Here is a 21589-nt window from a genome sequence, read left to right as displayed (position 1 = left end):
TGCGCCCCCGTCGCGCGCCGCGCGACTCCCCCGCAGGGTATTTGGGAAACGGTGAATGACAGAGTTTCTGGATGGACCGCATGGACGCCTGGCCTATTGCCGAGCCGAGGGGCAGGGCCCCGGCGTGGTGTTTCTGGGTGGTTTTCGATCCGACATGCAGGGAACCAAAGCCCTGTGGCTGAAGGAATGGGCAAGGACTCACGGTCAAGCCTTTTTGCGATTCGACTATTCCGGGCATGGTGCGTCGGATGGCGCGTTCGAGGATGGCTGCATCGGCGACTGGCTGGCTGACGCGCGCGCGATCCTTTCCCTGACCACCGGGCCGCAGGTTCTGGTCGGATCGAGCATGGGCGGCTGGATCAGCCTGCTACTGGCTCGCGCCTTGCCCGAACGCGTGGCGGGCCTGGTGACCATCGCCGCCGCACCCGATTTCACCGAACGCGGCTTCTGGCCCGAATTCACCCCGGCCCTGCGTGAGGAGCTGCTGCGCGACGGGCAGATCCTTCGGCCCAGCGAATACGGCGATCCCTATGTCATCACGCGCCGCCTGATCGAGGACGGGCGCAACCACCAGGTGCTGGCCGAGCCGCTGGAATTGCCATTTCCCACCCGCTTCCTGCAAGGGACCGCGGACGAGGATGTTCCGGTTCACTGGGCGACCGATCTGCTGGCACATGCCACGGGCGCGGATATGCGGCTGCTTCTGGTCAAGGGCGCCGATCATCGATTCTCGACACCTGAATGCCTAGATCTGATCGGCAATTCGGTGCAGGAAGTGCTGGCGCGCGCCCGCTAGGCCGCGCGCCTGGCCCTGCGGTCAGATGGCTAGCTTGCCATCTTCCTCATTCGGGGTGACGCGCCCGCAATCCGCCGGCTGACTGCCGCCGCGCCGACGCCGTGCCGGGGGTTCGCTGCTGAGGTGTTCATCGATGAAGTCGAGCACCAGCGGACGGATGTTCAAGCGCCAGCTTTTCCCGGCGAAGATGCCGTAATGCCCGGCATTCGGCTCCAGGTGCTGGACCTTGCGTTCGGGCGGGACGCTGCTGCACAGGTCCAGCGCCGCGACACATTGGCCGGGGGCCGAGATGTCGTCATTCGCACCCTCGACCGTCATGATCGCGACATCGCGGATCGCCTTGATGTCGACCATGCGGCCGCCCACCGTGAATTCATTCCGCGCGATCTGATTCTCCTTGAAGATGCGCTGCACCGTCGAGAGATAGAATTCGGCCGTCATGTCCATGACCGCCAGGTATTCGTCATAGAACCGGTTGTGGCGGTCGCCGTCGGACGCCTCGCCCCGCGCCTCGGCGAAGATCTGGTCGATGAAGGCATTGGCGTGGGTATCGGCATTCATCGCGATGAATGAACTGAGCTGCGCAAGCCCCGGATAGACCATGCGTCCCGCGCCGCGATACTTGAAGCCGACCTGCTGGATCAACAGGAGGTCGAGTTCGCCCATTGTCATACGGTGGCCGAAATCGGTCACTTCGGTTGCCTTGGCGTCGGGATCGATGGGACCGCCGATCAGGATCAGGGAGCGGGGCTGATGTGCCGGATCCTCGGCCGCGAGCAGGGCGGTCGCGGCCAGTGCCAGCGGCGCGGGCTGGCAGATCGCGATCATGTTCGTGCCGGGGCCAAGGTGGCGCAGGAAATCCACCAGGTATTGGGTGTAATCCTCGACATCGAACTTGCCGGCGCTGACGGGAATGTCGCGGGCATTGTGCCAGTCGGTGACATACACCTCGCAATCGGGCAGGAGCGAGGTGACGGTCGAGCGCAGAAGCGTCGCGTAATGGCCCGACATCGGTGCAACAAGCAGCACACGTCGGGGCATCGGGTCTCGACGCGCCACGCGGAAATGGACGAGGTCGCCGAAATCGCGCTTCAGCACCGGCTCGACATAGACGATGTGATCCTGCCCGTCCTCGGACACGATGGGGGGGAGGTTCCAGTCAGGCTTGATGACCATGCGGGAAAAGCTTCGCTCGGTCACACGGCCCCAAGCCGATATCAGCTTGAACATCGGATGCGGCATCAGCGCGAAAGCCGGATAGGAGCCGAAGGCCCGTGCCGTCGCGCCGAGCCACTCATTCGTGTTTCGGATCGTTTCCATCGCGTCGTAGGAAACGATCCCCTTTGCGCCCTTGTAAGTCGCCATCCTATGCACCTGTATGCGTTAGAGGCACGCCGAGCAGGACACGGCTTTACCTGCGTTTCGGGACAGGCATAATGATTTTACGCCGATGGAGGATTGTCAATTATGGCCGACAGGAACGACAAATCCGGCAAGCCGCCGCGCAACAGGACTGCGGCCGGAACGGGCAGTCGTGCGGGCAGCCGCTCCTCCAGCGGGAAGTCCGAAAAGAGCACGTCCGGCGAATCCGCGCCCAAGCCTGCTGCCGCCGAAGTGATGAAGAAAACCTCTGCCGCGCGGTCCCGCAGCAAGGCCAAGGTCGCCGATCCGGTTGCGGCAAAACCTGCCGTGAGTGCTGCGCCCGCCAAATCTGCACCAGTCAAACCTGCGGCGGCCAAGGTCAAGGGCAAGGCGGCGGGCACGACGCTCACTGCCAAGTCGCCGGATCGGGGGGGTGCCGCCAGCCGCGCCCATTCGCCCGAGCGCAGCGATACCCGCACGACCACCCATCGCAAGCCGGGGCGGGCAGGCAAGGCTGCCAAGACCGCCGCCGACAGCCCGTCCCCCGAATCCGTGGCGCCCGATACTGTGGCCCCCGATACCGTGGTGCGGACCGGGACCAGCACTTCGCCGCGCGGAGAACCCGCCGCGCATCCGCATGGCGCGACGGAGTTCATGGAGGCCGCGTTTGGCCCGCACAGCCGTCTGCCCGAACAGCTTGCCCAGAACATCGAGCGCATCGAGTCGCTGACTCAGCGCCTCGTCAGTGCGCTGGCCACGCGTGAGCCGAAGAATCCGGGGGTCGAAGCACCCGGTCCCGACCTGTTCACTGCTGCTGCCTCGGCCTGGGTCAAGTTGCTGGCCGAGCAGCCAGAACGGGTGCTGAGCCAGCAGGTCGGCTATTGGGGCGAGACGCTGCGCCATTTCGCCGAGGCGCAGGCGGCACTTGCCCGAGGGACATTCCGCGCGCCCCCCCATGAGGGGCCAAAAGACCGGCGCTTTTCAAACCCTCTGTGGGAAAGCCATCCGTTCTTCAATTTCATCAAGCGACAATACCAGATCAATGCCGATGCCATGCGCAAGGCGGCCAGCGATCTTGACGTGTCGAACATGACCGACCGGCGCCGGATCGAATGGTTCACCCGGCAGATCATCGACATGATGGCGCCGACGAACTTTCTTGCGACCAATCCTGACGCGCTGGAGAAAGCCCTTGCGACCGAGGGCGAAAGCCTGGTCAAGGGGCTTGAGAATCTTGTCCAGGATGTCGAGGCACATGGAGGCGAGATGATCGTCTCGCTTGCCGATCGCGATGCGTTCCGGGTCGGCGAGGACCTGGGCGCGACGCAAGGCACTGTCGTTGCCCGCACCCCGTTGTTCGAGCTGATCCAGTACAAGCCCACGACGGAGCAGGTCCATGAAATCCCGCTGGTGATCTTTCCGCCCTGGATCAACAAGTTCTACATCCTGGACCTGAAGCCCCAGAACAGCCTGATCAAGTGGATCGTGGATCAGGGCCACACCTTGTTCGTCGTCGCCTGGAAGAACCCCGACCCATCCTATGGCGACACAGGGATGGACGACTATGTCCGCGCCTATCTCGAGGTCATGGACCGGGTGCTGGATCTGACGGACCAGCCCAAGCTGAATGTGATCGGCTATTGCATCGCGGGCACGACGCTGGCCTTGACCCTGTCGCTTCTGAAGCAGCGCGGGGACGACCGGGTGAACTCTGCCACCTTCTTCACCACGCTGACCGATTTCTCGGATCAGGGAGAGTTCACTGCCTTCCTGCAAGAGGACTTCGTGTCCGGCATCGGGCAGGAGGCGTCGCGGACCGGTGTCCTCAGTTCGCAACTGATGACGCGGACGTTCAGCTTCCTGCGCGCCAACGACCTGATCTGGGCGCCCGCGATCCGAAGCTACATGATGGGCGAGCGTCCTCCGGCTTTTGATCTGCTGTTCTGGAACGGCGACGGGACCAACCTGCCGGGTCGCATGGCGATGGAATATCTGCGCGGCCTTTGCCAGCAGAACACCTTCGTGAACGAGGGGTTCGAGCTTTTCGGATTGCCGCTGAGTGTTCGCGACGTGACCGTGCCGCTTTGCGCCATCGCCTGTGAAACCGATCACATTGCTCCCGCGCGGGACAGCTGGCGGGGCGTGTCGATGATGGGGTCGGCAGACAAGACCTTCATCCTGTCCGAGTCGGGACATATCGCCGGGATCATCAATCCGCCGGGCAAGAAGAAATACGGCCATTACTTGTCGGATCGCGGCTTTGACGACGGGTTCGATCCCTGGCGCGAACAGGCTAGCTTCCATGAAGGCAGCTGGTGGCCCACCTGGGGGGACTGGCTTCGCCCCCATGCGGGCGGGCTTGTGCCGGCCCGTGAACCGGGAGAGGGGATGGGCCCGGCACCCGGTCTTTATGTTCACGAAAGGGCCTGACAAATTTTTTGCTGCGCCGCGGCGAAAAATGTTGAAATGCTGCAGTGCAGCATTTATATTCGGTCTCGTAGGTTATTCACCGGCGCCCTGAGATCCTGCGCGCCGATCCAGGAGATGGAAAATGGTCAAGACCCCTGACTTCACCAAAACCATGCAAGAGATGATGGCGAAATTCCCGGTGGACACCTCGTCCTTCCAGGACGCGTTCAAGTCGCAGACTGCGCTGGGCGAGAAGATGGCCAAGGTTGCGCTGGCCGCGGCAGAACGTTCGACCGAGATCTCGGCCCAGTGGGCCAAGGATACCATCGCACGCGTGGGCGAACTGACCAGCTCGAAGGAAGAGCCGTCGGAATACGCCAAGGCTGTCGGCGACTTCGCCTCGGCCGCTGCCGAGATGGCTGCCGAGCACATGGCCGCCTTTGCCGAAGTGGCGAAGAAGGTCCAGATGGACACCGTCGACCTGATGCTGACCGCCGGCAAGGACATCGCGACCGAAACCCAGAAAGCTGCGGAATCTGCCGCGCGCGAGACTCAGGCCGCCGTCAAGAAGGCCGCCAGCGTCGCCTCTGGTCAGACCGCCAAGGCCTGATCCGTTTCCTGCCGCGGGGCGGTCCGCCGCCACCGCCGCAAGGATGATGCACCGTCCGGGCCAGGAATGGCCCGGCGATTTTCTTTGCAATTCGACGGCCGTTTTCCCATCATGCTGCAAATGCATCGCTGGAGGTTTCATGGCCGAGCTTGACAATACCGCGCCCCTTTTGATCAAGCGCTATGCCAGCCGGCGCCTCTACAATACCGAGACCAGCGATTACGTCACGCTTGAGGATATTTCAGGCTTCATCCGCGCCGGTCGCCAGGTCCAGATCGTGGACCTGAAAAGCGGCGACGATCTGACCCGCCAGTATCTGCTGCAGATCATTGCCGAACATGAAAGCCGCGGCGAAAACGTCTTGCCGATCGAGGTCCTGACCGATCTTGTGCGCAGCTACACCACTCAGGCCCAGTCGGTTGTACCGCAATTCCTTGCCGCCAGTTTCGAGATGCTTCGCGAAGGCCAGTCGAAGATCATGGAAAACATGTCGACCTTTCCCAATCCCATGTCGACCATGCCCGGCTTCGAGGCGCTTCAGCGCCAACAGCAGCTTTTCCTGAAGGCGCTGACCGCCGGTTGGGCCGCGGGCACCGGTCCCGGAATGGAAGAGGATGAGCCGGCGACCACAGGACGCAGCAGTGCCGGCAGGTCCGCCGACCCATCCGACATGGATGAGATCCGTCGGCAACTCGCGGAACTTCAGAAACGAATTTCGAAACTCTGACGGCTTGCGCAGGTCCGTAGATCACGCTAGACGGACCGCCACGGACAGTTGGCCGAGTGGTCGAAGGCGCACGCCTGGAAAGTGTGTAGGCGGGGAACCGTCTCGAGGGTTCGAATCCCTCACTGTCCGCCACCATCCCCATAGGTGATTGAATTCATTCAGCTATTCGGAAGTTTTCCAACTTTGTCCGGATTGTTTCCAACGTTCTGGACTTGTTCCGTTCCCTTGACCGCGCGCCGTCGGTCCGCGGATTTGGTGTAGTGGTCGACCTCGCGTAGGGTTTCGTGACCAGTCCACGCTGAGATTTGGTGGGCGGACGCTCCGCCCTCAGCCAATTCGGTCGCGAGACTTTTGCGCAGCCCGTGCGCGCTCTTCTGAAATCCCGTGTCGATCGCGGCTTCCCGTATCATGGTGCCAAGCGCCTTTTCGGAGCGGGTTCGGCCCTTGGCCTGCAGGAAGGTCATCTGGCCGGATAGCGCCTCCAGTGACTGGATCATCAGCTCACGGTCTCGACTGAGATGCGCGGCAAAATCAGGCATGGGGCATGACCATGGTACATGCGCCATGCCGCCCGTCTTTTGTTGGCGATAGGAGAGGACTCCGTCACGCGCGACCATACCTGGTCCGATCAGGACGGCATCGCTGATGCGCGCGCCGGTAAAGCGCAGCAGCTCCATCGCGGCCCGCGTGGCAGATCCAATGGGCCAACGCTTTCGGAATGCTTCGATCTCGCTGGGCGTCCAGGGAGGATGTCCTTCAGTCTTTCCCAGCTTTGGCATGGCCACATCCAACGCTTCGTTGCGCTCCAATAGGCCGAGGGTCACGCCGTAGGAGCAAAGAAAGCGCCAAGTCCGCAGTCGGTGACCCTGCGCATTGGCCTTCGGCAAGTTGGCTCGGATGTGCTTTGCGCGTACTCCGCGAGCGCCGAGATTCCCGTATTCCTTCACCAGTTCATCACAGTGGCGCTTTAACATCTGGCGGGTCGCGGGCTGCTTAATCTTGAAGTCTTTCGACGCAAGTGCGGACCGGACGAGGGCCGCGAACGAACCTGCGGCGGCAGGAACGGGTTCTGGTTTGCTGGCTTTTGCCGCGGCGTAGGCGCGCAGGAAATCCGGGTGGTCGTCCGGCAGGTCAGGCAGCTTGATGAGCGGCTGCCCCTTGGTTTGGAAGTACCGATAGGTTTTTCCCCGCCGCGTGACGGTTTTGATGCCGACCAGCGTCACGACGCCAGACCTGTTGCGCGATCCCATTCATCCACCTCACTTTCGGTGAACGGTATTTCGCGATGGGCATCTCCGGCAAGCACCCGGAAGCGCCCTCCTTCGAAGACCTCGACGCCCGCGACTGGCAGGCCTGCCTGCATGACACCCTCGATTGCGCGGCGAATTGCTGCAGGGGTTGGCTTTGGCGCCGCCATCACGCTGCCCTCCTGATCTCTTCCATGGAGTGACCGCCCCATTGGTCGGCGCCAGCGTCCGCGATCCCGTCGAAAGTGCGGCTGCGGATCTTCCAGCGGTCAGGGCCGGGGCTGGCCCGGTGGATGGCATTCCATGCCTTCCATTCGTCGCTGCCCCGCTCTGGCTCTGGCAGCATTTCCGTCGGCACCAGCGGGGGCAGGCCGCGCAGATAGAAGCCTGTGGCCTTATAGGCCCGTTCACCGAACCAGAACGGTTGAACCATCTGGGGAGCGGGTAGATCCGCGGGCATCCGATCGCGCGCCAGGTCGTTCATTTCCGGGTTCTCGATCGCCACTCGCTCAATGGGTGCCCGCCAACAGGCGGTGAATAGCGCGACCCCGTTCTCGAACTCTGCCTTCATGCTTTCCCAACTGCGGCCCTTGGGCAGCTGCTTTGGCGGTGTCCACTTGCCCGGTCCAGACATCCAGCGGCGACCGGACCGGCAAAGCCGGGTGCAGGGCGGATGCATGACCGCGAGCAGATCCCATCCGTCCTGCAGCAGATCCCTCACGTCGCCGCGGATATGCCGATTGCTGCCATCCTCGGCCGCCAACAGGTCGCAGGACCAGACGTCATGGCCGCGGGCGGCGAAAGCGCGGCGCATGACGCCAGAGGTTTCGCAGGCGATCAGGACGCGGAGGGGACGGTCAGCCATTGCGGATCTCCGCCAGCTCAGCGCGGAGCGCCTCGATCACCAACTCGCCCCGCGACTTGGGCGCGGGCGTTGGCCGCACTAGTGAAAAGCGCGGATCCGTTTCGGGCCGGGGCGCGATCGCACCCTCGGATTCGTCCCAAGGCATCTTGGACACGCTCACGCGGCTTTCATTGACAGATGCCGATCCGGTGGGAGTGGTCCGCACGATGACGGTGCGCCGGTCGCTGATTGGTTGCCTAACCGGCACCGGAGCCTTCTGTTTGATCGAGGACCGGAAGGTCAGGCACAGGCGGTAGCCTACATAGCGAACCGAGTGCTCGGACAAGCCGGTTGCGCGGCAGATTTCGCGTACGCTCAGGTTTCTCTTGGCCAGCTCGTACACCTGTTTCTGGACCGGGGTCATTGGAACCGTACCCCCGTGATCCGCTGGGCACCGTCCTCGTCGGCACGGCAGAACTTCCAGCTGCCTTCTTGGGTCGGGCCGTAATCGTCCTGCACCGCGCAGATCCACAGCGACCGGACCTGGAACTCTTCCAGCGCCAGCGCCTCTTCGTCGAGGCAGTGATAATAGGCTGCGGCCTCGGCGATCCGCTCGCGCGTGATGGATTCGGGCGGCACATCACCCCAGGCGAAGCACGCCCAAGGATAGCCTTCGACGTCGGTGAAGAACTCAAGGCGATGCGCCGTGTTCATGGTTGCACTCCAAACTTTTGGGATTCGTTGCCCCAGTTCGACCAGCCGGGGCGGCGCTGGCGGCTGAACAGTTCCAGCCGGCGTGCGTCGGGCATCAGCTTCTCAGCTGCTGCGAATGCTTCATCTGGTTTGCGGGAATGCTCGCGCAGGGGCCCCTCGATCACCGACCGGACGCTGCACGTGGTCTTCGGTGCGCCGCGGGTTCCGATCAAGAAGGGTTCGCCCGCGCAGCGCAGGATGTAGCCGGTCCCGAAGGCCAGTTTGCCGTGTCGGGTCCGCTTGGCCCAATGCCCGGCCGTCTTGAAGGTAAAGCCCCAAGCATCGAGAACCTGCATGCCTTCGCGCAGCATGGGGTTGGTGACCCAGAGCCAAAGAACACAGTGGTCTGCCGCCAGCACCGAGACCGGCATGGCCGCGATCGCGTGCAGATCCATGCACCGGTATTGCGCCTTGGCGTTCTTGGTCTCGCCGTCGGCCGAGAAGTTGTCGAATGACCATGGCGGGTCCGCCATGATCAGGTCGAACCCACCGGCGGGGCGCAGGTCGTAAAACTCCTGCACCAACGAAATGGGAAAAGGCCCCCGGCCCGAGCAGTGGCCGGGGGCAGTTATGCCCGGCAGGACAGGCGAATGTCCGGCGGGCGCATGGGTCATGGCATCAGCTGGAAGAAGACATAGACCGATGCGGCCAGCAGGAAGGCGCAGGCCAGCACCCCGAACAGCCAGCTGAACGCGATGCAGAACCAGATCACCGACCGCATGCGGCGACCGGGCAACAATCCTGGGTCCATCGCTTCGTCGGGCGACAGGTGATCTGCCGAGATGTGAAAGCGCGCAGCCGCACGTCCCGTAGCAAAGGGATGGGCGCGATCCTGCATGTCCGGACCGGTCATCGTCCGGCACCGGTGTCATTCGCCGCGTGGCGGATCTGTCTGATCCGGATTCCATGCTGATTTGCAAGAATCCGAAAGGCCATGATCCGAAAGGTCTCCGGCATCGTCGCGGCGAGTTCGGGATTGCAGATTACCCGGCGCGCATCGGCGACCGCGCGAGGGGTCTGAGGGAAGGCAAGGATCTTCATCGGGCGCTCCATCGGCGAAAGACGATGGTTTGGAATATGCGCAACAGGAATATACTGGTCAAGTATAAAAATACGTGACAGGTATGAAGATCGCGACCTAAGATCGCGATATGGCGGAACTGATCCGCCTATGACCGCATATCGGGGTCATGGGCGGGTTCTTTTACCCGCCTTAGGTTGTGGCTCGGGGATGTTGTGGGTTTACCCTTCGGCGGATGTTCGCCTAATGTTCCTTTAGAGCATAGGAAAGCAAATGCCTGATCGAGACCTCGCTGAATTCGCCCAGATTGTTTCTAGCCTTCCTGACGACGCGTTTGACCGTCTGCTTGATCGACTGCTCTTACTTCCGCCTGAACAAGACGAGCCATCTCAAGCCAACCCTCTCGTCGTGCGGGGGAAAGTGCTCGGAAAGCGTCGATAAGCGCCTGCTCGGATTGCGATCGAGCGTCCGAGAAAAGGCTGGCTAAGGGGACGTCCAAGGCTGTGGCTATCAGCCTGTATAGGGATAGCGGCGGCCCCTCGTCGCCTTTCTCAATGCGAGAAATATGGGGCTGAGTGACCCCGACCATTTCGGCCAGGTCGCCCTGCCGCAAGCCGCGTGCTTTTCGGATTCGCGCGATGTTGTTCATGTTCCAACGATGCTTTCATTTGGATCGCATGTCGAATTCGCTGCGCGCATTTTAATTCTTGACGGGTATATACGTGTGGGGCATATCATGCCGTCATGATGACCCTTGGCGCATATCTGAAAGTCACCCGAAGACGTCAGGAAGAGCTGGCGGCTGAAGTTGGTGTCACTCAGGCGACCATATCCCGCCTCGCTCGTGGAATGATGTCGCCCAGCGTTGATCTGGCCGCTGCAATCAAGCGCGCCACATCCGGCGCGGTCGACTTTGAGTCGTGGGTCTCTGTTCGTCCCCAACCGGCCGGAACCTCGGCCTCCAACATCGAGCATTCTCATGCCCCAACCTCTCAAGACTCCTAACTTTCGTCAGGCTGCCTCGCCGCGGCCTCAAATGTCCCACCCCAAGGCCTTTGATGGTCGGGGCCGGTCCGCTGCGGCCGCGCGCCGAGCGCATGCCAGTTACCGCCTCGATCGCGACCAGTTCTCGCGCCGCTGGTCGCTGCTGATGATCGCCAGTTTCGGTTCGCGCGAGGAATGCGCGGTCCATTTTGGGGTCACCTATCAGGCCGCCTGCAACTGGTTCGACGGCATCTGTCGCCCCTATGGCGACATCGTTGCCCACGCGGTCGAGACGCTGCCGCGCTATGCCGAGATCATGCAGGCGCGGTGATGGAATACGGGCTTTCAGGTTGCCCGGGGCGGGGGAAGGAGAGGGGTAGCAGGACCCGTCTTCACGGAACCCGCCACGATCCCGGCCGCCTCGGGCGGAATTCAGCATCCGGGATCGTGGAACCTGCGGCTGGCTCCGGTCGAGAGCCGCTTCGGCGGCAGGGCGCAAATCTTATCGTCGGCCTGTGTCTCCTCTTAGGCCGGTGATGTGGGCGCGGCAGGCTCCGCTACCACCACGGCGCCGCGCCCGGTCGCTCCAACAGGAAAACGCCATGAATGTTCCTACTGATTATAGCGATATCTCTGCCGTGCCCGTGGGGGAGACCCCGACGATCCGGGCCCGGTTTTCCATGATCGCGGTGGCCTATGGGGCCAAGAGTGGTGCGGTCGACCCCGCCGCCATCGATCGCTGCGGCCAGCTGGTCTTCGAGACCTTCGGCCCCGAACATGAGCTGACGCGCGAGATCGAGCATTTCATCGACACCGTCACCAGCTCGCGCGGCGAACAAGAAGTTTGGACCGCTGCCGGGGACCGCCTGAAGCGGGCGGTCGAGCGCACGACTTGGTCCGGGGCACCGCGCGAGGTTTGTGCCGATGACTGATCCGCAACGCCTGACGGTCCATGACCAGACAATGATTGCCGCGCTGGAGGTGCTGTCGCGCCCGGCCTTGGTCGACCGCGGCTATCTCGATGACGTGGTCGGGATCCTTGGCGATGTCCTGCGCCATGTGTCGCGTGAGCAGGTCCGCCTGGTGCCGCTGATCCAGGCGGCCGAACAATTCCTGACCTTCCGACCCCTGTCGCCCGGCTGTTACGGCGGACTGCACGATCGCGCCTGGAAGGTGATGAACGATTGGGACCGTCGCCGCCTTGCTGACGGCTGGGAACAGATCCGGGGGCGCGCCGCATGAGCCTGTCCCAGATCCAGATCATCGTCGTCGGGCATCTCGACAGCCTTGACCCCGGCCTCGGCCCGGCCGCCGACCTGATCATCGTCGAGGAGCTTTGCCGGGGAACGCCGGTCGCGGAGATCTCCAAGCGCATCAAATGCCATGGCAGCTATGTGGTCGAGCGCTGGCACCTGTTCATGTTCCCCGCGATCACCACTGATCGCGGGGCCCTGACGATCGATGGTCGGCGCGATCTGATCGCGGCGGCCCGCGCGCGGGCAGGGGTGGCGGCATGAAGGGCGAAGATCCCCGGCTTGGTGAAGCGAAGACCCTGCCGATGGCCGATGTCGTCGCGCGGCTGGAGCTTGCGGGACTGGTCCGCACCGGTGCGGAGCTGGTCGGACCCTGTCCGCAATGCGGCGGCAAGGACCGGTTCGGCATCAACCTGCAGACCGGGATATTCCAGTGTCGCAAGGATTGCGGCCCCCATGCCAAGGGCGATCAGGTCGCGCTGGTCCAGCACACGCTGGGCATGGATTTTCGCGGTGCGCTGGAATGGCTCTGCGGCCCCGCCGAGGGTCTGACCGATGCGGAGCGGGAAGAGCGCCGGCGCAAGGCGGCCGAGAACCGTCGGCGGCAGGACGGCATCGCCCAGAAGAGGCGCGAGGACTCGATCCGTGTCGCGCGGGATATCTGGTTCGCCGCTGGTCCGGCCGAGGGCACCGCCGTCCGGGACTATCTGACCCGGCGCGGCATCAGCCCCGAATTGTTCCGGACCATGCCGCAGTCCATCCGCTTCGACCCGGTGGCGCGCTATACGATTCCGGCCGAAGGTCGGGCAGGGGCATGGGAGACCATCCACACCGGCCCGGCGATGATCTGCGCCGTCGTCGATCCCGCCGGCCGGGTGACGGCCGTGCATCGCACCTGGCTGGACCTGTCGCAGCCCAAGGGCAAGCTGCTCCTGCCCGATCCGCGAAAGCCATGCGAGATCCTGCCCGCGAAGAAAGTGCTCGGGTCAAAGAAGGGCGGGGCGATCCGCCTCGGCTTTGCCCCCAGCTGCGACACCATGATCATGGCCGAGGGGGTCGAGACGACCCTTTCCGCCATGATCGCGGAACCCGCGCCGCAGGCCTCGGCCTATTGGTGCGGCGTCGATCTGGGCAACATGGCCGGCCGCATGCAGCGCGGCCCCGGCCTGAAATATGCCGGTCTTCCCGACATGGACGATTCCGAGGCGTGGCTTCCGCCCGAATGGGTGAAGCGGCTGGTCTTCGTCCAGGACGGCGACAGCGACCCCAAGCTGACCACGGCAAAGCTCAAGGCCGGCCTGCGCCGCGCCATGATCAAGAGACCCGGATTGCGCGGGTCCATCGTCCATGCCGGCGAAGGCAGGGACCTGAACGACATCCTGATGGGACAGAGAGATGAAGGTTGAACGATGACCGACGATCGCGACGACGATGCAATCGACCAGGTCCGGGCCGTGCTGCAGAATGCCGAGGATGTCGATCTGCCTGACGGCCTGAGCGACAGCGCCGACGGCGATCAGGATCTTCCCGAGGATTATGCACCCCCGCCGCCCCCTCCGGAAGACCAGGGGCCGGGCGAAGACGAGCCCGAAGATCCGGTGTCCCAATGCTCGCGGCAACCGCTGAACGACATTGGCAACGGATACCGCTTCCGCATCCATTTCGGTGAGAACCTCCTGTTCGTCTCGCAGGTCGGATGGTTCGTCTGGGGCGGTGTCCGGTGGAAACGAGATCCCGAGATCAGTCGCGACTGCTCGCCACTTGTCCGGGGGCGCGCACATCAGATGTCTGCGCTGATCGAACGCGAGATCGATTGGCTGCAGCCGTCGAAGCGCGACCGGCAGTTGCTGGCCAAAGAGCGTGAGCTGCGCAAAAGGCGCGGCGAGATCGAGGCGGATCCCGGCCATGCCGGCGACGAGGCGCTGATGACCGAGCTTGGCCATATCACCAGCCAGCTGCGCAGCATCGATGCCGCACTGAAAACGCACAAGAGCCTGATCGGCCGACGCCTGACCCATGCCAAGAATGCCGGCAACAGTGGGCCGATGTCGAACCTGATCAATGAGGCCCGGGTGATGTTGGCCCATGCCGTTGATGACATGGACAAGGGCGACCTGGACGTGAACACCCTTTCAGGTGTGCTGCGGTTCAACCGGATTCCCGGTGATCCCAAAAACGGCATGACGCCGATGGCCGATGTCGAACTGGTCCCGCATGACCGCGCCCAGCTGCTGACCAAGGTGATGCCGGTGGAATTCGATCCCGAGGCCAAATGCCCTCGGTTCGACGAATTCCTTCAACAGATCCAGCCGAATATCGAGATGCGCCGCTTCCTGCAGCGCTGGTTCGGCCTGTCGATGTCCGGACTGGATATCCAGAAGCTCGCGTTCTTCCATGGCGGCGGTGCGAACGGGAAATCGGTCCTCGTTGACCTGATGGCCCGGATGATGGGCGATTATGCCGCCACGGCCAAGATCGAGAGCCTGACTGGCAAGAACAAGAAAAGCGGCTCGGATTCGCAACCCGACCTGATCCCGCTGATCGGCGCGCGCATGGTCCGGACCTCGGAGCCGGAAGAGGGCGAGCGGCTGCAGGAAGGGCTGGTCAAGGCTCTGACCGGGGGCGAGCCGATGATGGTGCGCGCGCTCTACACCGACATGATCACCTTCCAGCCGATCTTCAAACTGACGATTTCGGGCAACCACCTTCCCGATATCCGCGGCGGGGATGATGGCATCTGGCGCCGACTGATGCTGGTGAACTTCCCCGTCCAGATCGCGGAGAAGAATCGGATCCCGAAGAAGGAACTGGACGACATCCTGTGGCAGGAACGATCCGGGATCCTGAACTGGCTGGTTCAGGGCCTGCTGGACTACCTGGAGGGCGGGCTGCGCGAGCCGGACGATGTCATGTCCGCCACGGAAAGCTATCGCAAGGACAGCGACCCGATCGGCACCTTCCTGGCGGATGCGACGGTGGTCACGGGATATGAGCGCGACTTCATGACCGCGCGCGAGCTGATGGATGCCTTCAACTTCTGGATTGAGGAGCGCGGGGAAACCCGCTGGAGCCCGCGAAGGGTGTCCTTGCGGATGAAGGCCAAGGCAGAGGTCTGGCGGCACCCCGACACCCAGAAGACCTTTGCGCCGGGCAAGTCAGGCGTGACCGGCTATCGCGGCATCCGTCTCTCGGAGGAGTTCTCTGCGCGGAAACGTGCGGCCGATGTCCAGAACAGCCAGTCGGGATGGAGCGGCCCCAGATGACCCCGCACCCCCTTCATCACCAACATCCGAGAGGGCGGGCCTGCGGGCCCGTCTCGCACATCTGGGCCCTGGCATCGTGGTTGGGCCGAACGGGCCTGAAACACGCAAGGGCAGGGCTGGAGTTCTCGGCGGGGTCAGGGGAGGCACATGCGCGATATCAACGGCTTAGGTGCTGATTTTGGGCCTGACGGGCGCGACGGGCCTGAAAAACCGGCATGTACCTGCGCGCGTATTCTGGAGGGGTCAGGGGGAAACCGGTCTTACGCAAAGGGTAAAATCTCAAGCCCTTCAAGCCCCTCCGGCCCAAAAAGAGGCCTAAGCCATTGATATAAAACAATCGAGGATTGGAAAATCAGGCCATTTCTCAAGCCCCTCTCTTTCAATCTCAAGCCCGTCAAGCCCAAGCAGAAAACAGCGAACCCAATAGGCAGTGAAATGAAGAAGAAAAACCACAAGATGTTGAGTTCTGAGCAGGTGGATGAGGGGAGGAAACTGGTGGAAGCAGCCCACGCGCTGAGTGCTGCCCGGAAGGCTGATGAAGCGTCCCGCCTTGCCGCGATCCAGGATGCGGGCGCGATCCCCGAGGAGTGCGGTCCGGACATCCTGGCATCCCCGGCGCGTGGCGGTTTCGTCCTGCATCGCAACATCGAGCTGCTGTCGGTCGGGACGCACAAGGTCGAGGCCGTACATCGCGGCTATGGCGGCCGGTCCGCTATCCGGCGTGCCGACGTGTTCGACGTCATGGTTGCGGCGGCGCTGCGGGCCAAGCGCCCGCTGCCCTTGACCCCGGGCCAGATCTCCATGGCCCGCCGCTATGCCGCGATGGTCGAGGTCGCCGCGTCGGATGGCATGCGCCTGTCCAGCCTCGATGCCTCGCATGGCGGCGGGGACAGCATGGGCTGGATGGATCGGCACCTGTCGGTTGCGGAGGAACTGTCCGTGCTGCGGTCGCGTATCGGTGGCGGGGTTGCCATGGCGGTGCGCCGGGTTCGGCCGTCGGCGCGGGGTGATGGCCAGCGCGGCCCGATCCTCGACCGTGTCCTGGTCGACATGGTCTGCTTGAAGGGGCGGACGCTGGATCAGGTTCTGGTTGCGCATGGGTGGTCAGTCAAGGGCGAGCATCGGAAGGCCGTCGCACACGCTCTGGCTGAGGCGCTGGACCGCATGATCGGCTACAGGGCGAAAAAATCTTCTTGACCGCTTAGGTCCGTCTGTGACACAGAATTCACTAATATCTAGAAGTGCGCCCGCGGGAGAGATCCTTGCGGGCGCTTCTCGTTCCGTCAGTCGTTGATTGGCTTTTCCCGGTTCTTCTTCCCGACATCTACCGGGTTAGTGGATGACGGTGCATCCGACGGCTTTGGTTTGTTGTGCCCCGTTCCCTCTGGCTCGCGGCGTTCACCCTCCATGTCTGACGGGTAGGTGCTGTCGCTCTGCGGGTTCGTTCGGCCTTCGCGGTCTTTGTCCATGTCGGTCCTCCATTGGGTGCCGATAACTCCTGCGACGACGGCTTGTTCCGGGTCTTTGACCCCGAGGTTGTCATGGCACGCTTGAAGCAACTCGCTCCGCGCGTCGGCTCGCTGTCGTCGCGCGTCACTTCGGTCGGTGCCGGTCCGGATCGTCTCAAACGCCGGGACCAGGTCGTCGCCTGGCGCAAGTGGTACAAAACGGCGGAATGGCAGCGGCTGCGTTGGGACTGCATCTCGGCCGCGTTGTTCACCTGCGCCCGGTGCGGAACGGTGGGTGAAAGCCGCGACCTGGTTGCTGACCATGTGCATCCGCATCGCGGCGACCGCACGCTGTTCTTCGACGCGGGCAACCTGCAATGCCTCTGCGCCCCCTGCCACAACCGGGACAAGCAGCGCGAGGAGCGCGCTGGATCGCGCTGAACACACGAAATCGCGGGATTTCAGAACAAATCGGCCCCTCGGACCCCGATAGAGGGGGGTGGGTCTAAAGTCCGGGGGCCCGCCGGGCCTAGACCCGCGCCCCCCTCAGCCGGAGATTTTTTTCATGTCGGGCGACGTTTTCGACCTCTTCGGGAACCCCGTTCGCCCGGGCAAAGGGCAGAAGGGCCGCCCGCCATACGAGGCCACGCAGAAAGATCGCAACAAGGTCAAGATGTTGCTGGCGATGGGGTGGAACAACCAGCGGATTGCGAACGCGGTCGAAATCTCGCTGGCCACGCTGAAGCGATATTTTAGAGCCGAGCTCGTCGTTCGGGACCAGATGCGCGATCGCCTTGAGGCGCGCCGCCTGGAGCTGGCGATGGAGATGGCCAATGCAGGCAATACCGCTGGCATGCGCGAGCTCGACCGCCTGATCCTGAAGAACGACCAGAAGCTGGCGACGGATCGTCTCGATCGAATGGGCCAGCCAGAAGAAGAAGAAGAGGAAAAGCCGACCTCGAAATATGTCGGCAAAGGTGAGCTTTCGCGCAAGAAGGCCAACGCGCTTGCGAAGGGGGAAGCGCCTTCGGAGTGGGGCGACCTGCTGAAGCCGGGAAACTATGAAAACTGATCCTGTGTCGTCGTTGACGCCGGATTGGGACACGTCGTTGCCGGACTGGAAGGAGCGGGTCGTCAACCGCCGACCGCTGATCCCTGACCTGCCGCTCTTCGACGCCGTCGCCGACAAGGCGCTGGCAATTTTCAAGCGGCTGAAGATCCCGGATGACATCGGTACGCCGCGCACGTTTGGCGAGGCTGGCGACGACTGGATCTTCGATTTCGTTCGGGCCGTCTTCGGCAGCTATGACCCGGTGCGCAAGGTCAGGATGATCCGTGAGTTCCTGCTCATGGTGCCCAAGGGCAATGCCAAGACGACCTATGCGGCAGCCATCATCCTGGTTGCCGCGATCATGAACGAACGCCCGAACGCGGAACTGATGCTGATTGCGCCCAGCCAGAAGATCGCGAAGCGGGCCTTTACCCAGGCAGCCGGGATGATCCGGCTGGACGAGACGTTGAGCGACGTCTTCAAGGCCACGCCGCATAACAACGAGATCGCCAAGCTCGACGAGGTGGTCCCGTCGAAGATCATGATCGTGTCGGCCGATCCTTCGGTTGTCACCGGCGCGATGGCCAGCTTCACGCTGATCGACGAAACCCACGAGTTCTCGAAGATGTCGCGGGCAGAGGCGGTGTTCACCGAGATCAAGGGTTCGCTCGGCAAGCGGCCCGACGGGTTCCTTCTGCAGATCACCACGCAATCGAAGGAGCCGCCCAGCGGGGTGTGGAAATCGGAACTGGCGATCGCGCGCAAGGTTCGCGACGGGGAACTGCGCCGGTCACTGCTGCCCGTGCTTTACGAATTGCCACCGGAAATGTCGCAGAACGATGGCTGGCGCGATCCGAAGACCTGGAAGATGGTCAACCCGAACCTCAACAAGTCGGTGACCGAAGACTACATCGCCAGCGCCATCGAAGAGGCCCAGATCGAGGGGCTGCACAAGCTGGCAATGGTGGTGTCTCAGCACCTGAATGTCGAAGTTGGGCAGGGCATGCATGCCGACCGCTGGCCTGGCGCGCTCTACTGGCAGCAATGTGGCGATCGAACCCTGGACCTGGACGAGCTGATCCGCCGGTCAGAAGTCTGCGTCGTCGGTGTTGATGGTGGTGGGCTCGACGACCTGTTCGCGCTCTCGGTGATCGGGCGCGAGCGCGAGACCCGCAACTGGTTGCACTGGGCACATGCCTGGGCCTTCGATGACGTCCTGAAACAGCGCCCGGAAATCGTGCCGAAAGTGCGCGACTTCGAGAAGGCGGGCGATCTGACAATGTGCACGCGGGTCGGGGACGATGTTCGTGGGGCCTGCGACATTGTGGACCAGTTGGAGGCGGCCGGGCTTCTCCCGATCGATAGCCCAGCCATCGGTCTCGACAGCCACGGCATTGCCGAACTCCTCGACGAGCTGGAGGAGCGGGGCTTCGCCGAGGACCGCTTCATCAGCGTGGGGCAGGGCTGGAAGCTCCAGCAGGCCGTGCTGACGCTGCCGCGCCGCCTGAAGGACAGAAAGTTGATCCATGGTGCGACCGGTCTCATGACCTGGAACGTCGGCAACGCAAAAACCGAGCTCAAGGGGAGCAACTACATCGTGACCAAGCAGGTGGCCGGAAGCGCGAAGATCGACGCCCTGATGGCGACCTTCAACGCGGCGATGCTGATGTTCGGCAACCCCGAGGGGGTCGGGCCATCGGTCTATGAGACGCGCGGGATCCGGAGGGTCTGATGGGGCTGCTCAGCTGGTTCCGTCGCGAGGATGCCACACCGGCGCCCGCGCAGCCTGCGGCTGCCCGCGTCCAGGCCATGAACGAGTCGATGCTGATCGGCGATCTGACCGACCCGTATCTGGCCGAATTCCTGCGAGCCGGGATGGCTTCCGCCAGTGGCGCGGTGGTCACGCCCGAATCCGCCTTGAAGAACACGGCGGTGTTCCGCTGCGTTTCGCTGCTGTCCTACGCCATGGCGATGTTGCCGCTGCACCTTTATCGCAGCGGCGACGCGCGCGAGAAGGCCTCGGATCATCCACTCTTCAAGGTGCTGCACCGCAAACCGAATGGCTGGCAGACCGCCTTCGAGTTTCGCCAGCTCATGCAGTCCTGGGCCTTGATCCACGGCAATGCCTATGCCGCGAAGGTGCGGCGCGGCGACCAGGTCATCGCCCTGCTGCCGATGGACCCGCGGCGCATGGTGGTCGAGCAGCGTGACGATCTGACGGTGCGATACAAATTCTCTGGCAAAACCGGCGGGGTCCGCGACCTGGCCGCAGACGACGTGTTTCACCTGCGCGGCTTTACGCTCGACGGGCTCTGCGGCCGGTCCCTGGTGCGGCAAGCGGCCGAGGCCATCGGCATCGCGCTCCAGGCCGAGCGTGCGGCGGCGCGGCTCTTCCAGAAGGGCATGCTGGTCGGCGGTGCGCTTCAGATGCCGCAGAACAAGAAACTGTCGAACGAGGCTTACGACCGGCTGGTCGCCAGCATGTCCGATCATCAAGGTGCCGAGAATTCCAACGGCTGGATGATCCTGGAGGAGGGGCTGGAGGCAAAGCCGTTCGAAGCGACGGCCAAGGACAGCCAGCACCTGGAAATGCGCGGCCATCAGGTCGAGGAGATTTCCCGCGTCTTCGGGGTGCCGCGTCCGCTGCTCATGGTCAATGACACATCTTGGGGCACGGGCATCGATGTCTTGGGTCAGCTATTTGTCCGTTACGGCCTCAGCCCGTGGTTCGAGGCCTGGGAGCAGGCAATTTCCCGGTGTCTGCTCAGCGACAGGGAACAGGATGAATTCTACGCCAAGTTCAATGCCGCAGCGCTGCTCCGCGGCAGCATGAAGGACCAGGCCGAATTCTTCTCGCGCGGTCTGAGCGTGAACAACCAGCAGCCTTGGCTGCATGTCGAAGAGGTCCGCGACTGGATGGACCTGCCGCTGCGCGACGATCTCGCCCAGCCCGTGAACTCTGCCGCAAAGGAGACCACCGATGACGCAGCGCGCCGCGCCTGAAATCCGGGTGTCCCGCCCGGCGCAGGTTCAGGCCTTTGAACCATCGCCGCAGATGATGGATCGCTGGTCCTCGGGCCTGCGCGCCGCTGACAGCGACCGGGACAACGTGATCAGCATTCTCGACGTCATCGGCGAAGACTGGTGGACAGGCGAAGGCGTGACCGCGAAGCGCATCTCGGCCGCGCTGCGATCGATCAAGGCCGATGAGGTGATCGTCGACATCAACAGCCCGGGCGGGGATTTCTTCGAAGGGGTCGCGATCTACAACCAGCTGCGCCAGGATTCGCGCAAGATCACGGTGCGCGTCCTCGGGCTGGCGGCCTCGGCGGCCTCGGTCATCGCCATGGCCGGGGACGAGGTCCAGATCGGCCGCGCCGGTTTCCTGATGGTGCACAACGCCTGGGTCGTCGCGGTGGGCAACCGCCATGACATGCGCGAGGCCGCCGATACCATGGAGCCGTTCGACGCGGCCATGGCGGCCGTTTACGCAGACAAGGCCAGGGTCGACCGCAAGAAGGCCGCGGGGTGGATGGATGCCGAGACTTGGTTCAACGGCGAAGACGCCGTCGCGGCCGGACTTGCTGACAGCCTGCTGACTGCTGATCTCGAAGATCGGACCGAGGGCGGTGCGAACGCGCTCCGCCGCGTCGATACGCTTCTCGCCAAGCAGAATGTTTCCCGGTCCGAACGCCGCGCGCTTCTGGCCGAGATCAAGGGTGGCAAGCCCGGCGCTGCCACGACCGTCACGCCCGGCGCTGACGACGGAATGGCTGCACTCGTGCAGTCGATGATCGCAACGCTCAGAAAGTGAGGATCAC

26 protein-coding genes and 1 tRNA gene are annotated in these 21589 nt (G+C 63.3%); 18 read left to right on the top strand and 9 right to left on the bottom strand.

Going from position 1 to position 21589, the window contains the following annotated elements:
• Nucleotides 1-55 precede the first annotated feature (55 nt).
• Entirely contained in the window at nucleotides 56-796 is a 741-nt protein-coding gene (locus ACO2Q4_RS11360; RefSeq protein WP_423319368.1) for an alpha/beta hydrolase, read from the top strand.
• 21 nt (nucleotides 797-817) lie between these two features.
• On the opposite strand, the gene phaZ is transcribed toward ACO2Q4_RS11360, so the two are convergent.
• Nucleotides 818-2161 (bottom strand): polyhydroxyalkanoate depolymerase, encoded by a 1344-nt coding sequence (gene phaZ, locus ACO2Q4_RS11355; protein WP_423319366.1) that lies wholly within the window; start codon nucleotides 2159-2161, stop codon nucleotides 818-820.
• A gap of 102 nt (nucleotides 2162-2263) precedes the next feature.
• Here phaZ and phaC point away from each other — a divergent pair, with 102 nt between their 5' ends.
• The 4 genes from phaC (at nucleotide 2264) to ACO2Q4_RS11335 (ending at nucleotide 6036) form a co-directional block, all read left to right on the top strand.
• The gene (gene phaC, locus ACO2Q4_RS11350; protein WP_423319364.1) at nucleotides 2264-4588 is read left to right on the top strand and encodes a class I poly(R)-hydroxyalkanoic acid synthase; all 2325 of its coding nucleotides are present in this window, start codon (nucleotides 2264-2266) and stop codon (nucleotides 4586-4588) included.
• A gap of 121 nt (nucleotides 4589-4709) precedes the next feature.
• Nucleotides 4710-5177 carry a Phasin gene (locus ACO2Q4_RS11345; protein WP_311759045.1) on the top strand — a complete coding sequence of 156 codons (468 nt, stop codon included), beginning with the start codon at nucleotides 4710-4712 and terminating at the stop codon, nucleotides 5175-5177.
• Nucleotides 5178-5316: 139 nt separating this feature from the next.
• Nucleotides 5317-5904 carry a polyhydroxyalkanoate synthesis repressor PhaR gene (gene phaR, locus ACO2Q4_RS11340; RefSeq protein ID WP_311759046.1) on the top strand — a complete coding sequence of 196 codons (588 nt, stop codon included), beginning with the start codon at nucleotides 5317-5319 and terminating at the stop codon, nucleotides 5902-5904.
• Nucleotides 5905-5946: 42 nt separating this feature from the next.
• Nucleotides 5947-6036, top strand: a tRNA-Ser gene (locus tag ACO2Q4_RS11335).
• Nucleotides 6037-6062: 26 nt separating this feature from the next.
• On the opposite strand, the gene ACO2Q4_RS11330 is transcribed toward ACO2Q4_RS11335, so the two are convergent.
• From ACO2Q4_RS11330 to ACO2Q4_RS11300, 7 genes are all read right to left on the bottom strand, one after another.
• Complete coding sequence (locus ACO2Q4_RS11330) at nucleotides 6063-7154, bottom strand: tyrosine-type recombinase/integrase (protein WP_423319361.1); 1092 nt, start codon at nucleotides 7152-7154, stop codon at nucleotides 6063-6065.
• A gap of 166 nt (nucleotides 7155-7320) precedes the next feature.
• Nucleotides 7321-8016 (bottom strand): hypothetical protein, encoded by a 696-nt coding sequence (locus ACO2Q4_RS11325; protein WP_423319360.1) that lies wholly within the window; start codon nucleotides 8014-8016, stop codon nucleotides 7321-7323.
• A complete protein-coding gene (locus ACO2Q4_RS11320) occupies nucleotides 8009-8419 on the bottom strand; it encodes a hypothetical protein (protein ID WP_423319358.1) in 411 nt (136 codons plus the stop codon). The genes ACO2Q4_RS11325 and ACO2Q4_RS11320 overlap by 8 nt, the downstream gene beginning before the upstream one ends.
• The gene (locus ACO2Q4_RS11315; protein WP_423319356.1) at nucleotides 8416-8709 is read right to left on the bottom strand and encodes a hypothetical protein; all 294 of its coding nucleotides are present in this window, start codon (nucleotides 8707-8709) and stop codon (nucleotides 8416-8418) included. Before ACO2Q4_RS11315 ends, ACO2Q4_RS11320 begins: the two co-directional genes overlap by 4 nt.
• Nucleotides 8706-9362 (bottom strand): MT-A70 family methyltransferase, encoded by a 657-nt coding sequence (locus ACO2Q4_RS11310; RefSeq protein ID WP_423319354.1) that lies wholly within the window; start codon nucleotides 9360-9362, stop codon nucleotides 8706-8708. The genes ACO2Q4_RS11315 and ACO2Q4_RS11310 overlap by 4 nt, the downstream gene beginning before the upstream one ends.
• Nucleotides 9359-9601: a hypothetical protein gene (locus ACO2Q4_RS11305; RefSeq protein ID WP_423319353.1), complete on the bottom strand. Its 243-nt coding sequence runs from the start codon at nucleotides 9599-9601 to the stop codon at nucleotides 9359-9361. Before ACO2Q4_RS11305 ends, ACO2Q4_RS11310 begins: the two co-directional genes overlap by 4 nt.
• 481 nt (nucleotides 9602-10082) lie before the next feature.
• The gene (locus tag ACO2Q4_RS11300) at nucleotides 10083-10418 is read right to left on the bottom strand and encodes a helix-turn-helix domain-containing protein (protein WP_423319351.1); all 336 of its coding nucleotides are present in this window, start codon (nucleotides 10416-10418) and stop codon (nucleotides 10083-10085) included.
• 95 nt (nucleotides 10419-10513) lie between these two features.
• Between ACO2Q4_RS11300 and ACO2Q4_RS11295 the strand changes: the two genes are divergently transcribed.
• The 8 genes from ACO2Q4_RS11295 (at nucleotide 10514) to ACO2Q4_RS11260 (ending at nucleotide 16466) form a co-directional block, all read left to right on the top strand.
• Complete coding sequence (locus ACO2Q4_RS11295; protein WP_423319349.1) at nucleotides 10514-10774, top strand: helix-turn-helix transcriptional regulator; 261 nt, start codon at nucleotides 10514-10516, stop codon at nucleotides 10772-10774.
• Nucleotides 10775-10805: 31 nt separating this feature from the next.
• On the top strand, nucleotides 10806-11084 hold the full coding sequence (locus ACO2Q4_RS11290; RefSeq protein ID WP_423319347.1) for a hypothetical protein: 279 nt from the start codon (nucleotides 10806-10808) through the stop codon (nucleotides 11082-11084).
• 271 nt (nucleotides 11085-11355) lie between these two features.
• On the top strand, nucleotides 11356-11685 hold the full coding sequence (locus ACO2Q4_RS11285; protein ID WP_423319345.1) for a hypothetical protein: 330 nt from the start codon (nucleotides 11356-11358) through the stop codon (nucleotides 11683-11685).
• The gene (locus ACO2Q4_RS11280) at nucleotides 11678-11995 is read left to right on the top strand and encodes a hypothetical protein (RefSeq protein ID WP_423319343.1); all 318 of its coding nucleotides are present in this window, start codon (nucleotides 11678-11680) and stop codon (nucleotides 11993-11995) included. Before ACO2Q4_RS11285 ends, ACO2Q4_RS11280 begins: the two co-directional genes overlap by 8 nt.
• Nucleotides 11992-12270 carry a hypothetical protein gene (locus ACO2Q4_RS11275; RefSeq protein ID WP_423319341.1) on the top strand — a complete coding sequence of 93 codons (279 nt, stop codon included), beginning with the start codon at nucleotides 11992-11994 and terminating at the stop codon, nucleotides 12268-12270. Before ACO2Q4_RS11280 ends, ACO2Q4_RS11275 begins: the two co-directional genes overlap by 4 nt.
• Nucleotides 12267-13412: a DUF7146 domain-containing protein gene (locus ACO2Q4_RS11270; protein WP_423319340.1), complete on the top strand. Its 1146-nt coding sequence runs from the start codon at nucleotides 12267-12269 to the stop codon at nucleotides 13410-13412. The genes ACO2Q4_RS11275 and ACO2Q4_RS11270 overlap by 4 nt, the downstream gene beginning before the upstream one ends.
• 3 nt (nucleotides 13413-13415) lie before the next feature.
• Nucleotides 13416-15269 carry a phage/plasmid primase, P4 family gene (locus ACO2Q4_RS11265; protein ID WP_423319338.1) on the top strand — a complete coding sequence of 618 codons (1854 nt, stop codon included), beginning with the start codon at nucleotides 13416-13418 and terminating at the stop codon, nucleotides 15267-15269.
• Nucleotides 15270-15764: 495 nt separating this feature from the next.
• Entirely contained in the window at nucleotides 15765-16466 is a 702-nt protein-coding gene (locus ACO2Q4_RS11260; protein ID WP_423319336.1) for a hypothetical protein, read from the top strand.
• A gap of 86 nt (nucleotides 16467-16552) precedes the next feature.
• On the opposite strand, the gene ACO2Q4_RS11255 is transcribed toward ACO2Q4_RS11260, so the two are convergent.
• Nucleotides 16553-16738 (bottom strand): hypothetical protein, encoded by a 186-nt coding sequence (locus tag ACO2Q4_RS11255; RefSeq protein ID WP_423319333.1) that lies wholly within the window; start codon nucleotides 16736-16738, stop codon nucleotides 16553-16555.
• A gap of 72 nt (nucleotides 16739-16810) precedes the next feature.
• Here ACO2Q4_RS11255 and ACO2Q4_RS11250 point away from each other — a divergent pair, with 72 nt between their 5' ends.
• The 5 genes from ACO2Q4_RS11250 to ACO2Q4_RS11230 all read left to right on the top strand — a co-directional run bounded on the left by ACO2Q4_RS11250 (nucleotide 16811) and on the right by ACO2Q4_RS11230 (nucleotide 21582).
• Nucleotides 16811-17158, top strand: a complete 348-nt coding sequence (locus tag ACO2Q4_RS11250; RefSeq protein ID WP_423319331.1) for an HNH endonuclease — start codon at nucleotides 16811-16813, stop codon at nucleotides 17156-17158.
• A 124-nt stretch (nucleotides 17159-17282) separates the two neighbouring features.
• The gene (locus ACO2Q4_RS11245; RefSeq protein ID WP_423319329.1) at nucleotides 17283-17789 is read left to right on the top strand and encodes a resolvase; all 507 of its coding nucleotides are present in this window, start codon (nucleotides 17283-17285) and stop codon (nucleotides 17787-17789) included.
• Complete coding sequence (locus ACO2Q4_RS11240) at nucleotides 17779-19500, top strand: terminase large subunit domain-containing protein (RefSeq protein ID WP_423319327.1); 1722 nt, start codon at nucleotides 17779-17781, stop codon at nucleotides 19498-19500. The genes ACO2Q4_RS11245 and ACO2Q4_RS11240 overlap by 11 nt, the downstream gene beginning before the upstream one ends.
• Nucleotides 19500-20771 (top strand): phage portal protein, encoded by a 1272-nt coding sequence (locus tag ACO2Q4_RS11235; RefSeq protein WP_423319325.1) that lies wholly within the window; start codon nucleotides 19500-19502, stop codon nucleotides 20769-20771. Before ACO2Q4_RS11240 ends, ACO2Q4_RS11235 begins: the two co-directional genes overlap by 1 nt.
• Nucleotides 20749-21582 (top strand): head maturation protease, ClpP-related, encoded by an 834-nt coding sequence (locus ACO2Q4_RS11230; RefSeq protein WP_423319323.1) that lies wholly within the window; start codon nucleotides 20749-20751, stop codon nucleotides 21580-21582. The genes ACO2Q4_RS11235 and ACO2Q4_RS11230 overlap by 23 nt, the downstream gene beginning before the upstream one ends.
• Nucleotides 21583-21589 lie beyond the last annotated feature (7 nt).

This window comes from Paracoccus sp. KR1-242, from assembly GCF_049446195.1.
GTDB lineage: Bacteria > Pseudomonadota > Alphaproteobacteria > Rhodobacterales > Rhodobacteraceae > Paracoccus > Paracoccus broussonetiae.
This window is presented reverse-complemented; position numbering and strand designations above follow the sequence as displayed.